The 483-nt window shown below is 46.2% G+C and carries 1 rRNA gene; it reads left to right on the top strand.

Annotation, left to right across the window (positions count from 1 at the left end):
• A 16S ribosomal RNA gene (locus CFB43_RS37455) occupies positions 1 to 83 on the top strand; the annotation flags it as partial.
• Between the last annotated feature and the right edge of the window lie 400 nt (positions 84 to 483).

Genomic DNA, 483 nt, shown 5'->3' with positions numbered 1-483 from the left:
CGGTCACCACGGTAGGATTCATGACTGGGGTGAAGTCGTAACAAGGTAGCCGTATCGGAAGGTGCGGCTGGATCACCTCCTTTCCAGAGCTTCTCGCGCAAGTTGAGCGCTCACGCTTATCGGCTGTTGATAAAGACAGAAAGACTGTCTGTTAGCGGTTTAACCGGTTATAATGCCGGCCGCTTTCGATAATCATCAATGACAAACATTCGAATGAAGTTTGGTTCGAGTTTTTCTCATTGGCGATTGAGCCAGTCAGAGTGATATGAGTAAAACCATATCGGCTGTCGTTCTTTAACAATCTGGAAGAAGCAAGTAATTTGGATAGCGGAAGCGTCTTGAGATGGACGTGGAAACTATCCGGGTTGTGATTGTATCGATGTATCTCAAGATGATTCGAACTCTATGTTTGACTCAATTGGAATACGGCACAACGCGAGAACTCAACCTGTAACGAGACAGACTCGTTATAGGGTCAAGCGA

Source organism: Burkholderia sp. AU15512, assembly GCF_002223325.1.
Taxonomy (GTDB): Bacteria; Pseudomonadota; Gammaproteobacteria; order Burkholderiales; family Burkholderiaceae; genus Burkholderia.
This window is presented reverse-complemented; position numbering and strand designations above follow the sequence as displayed.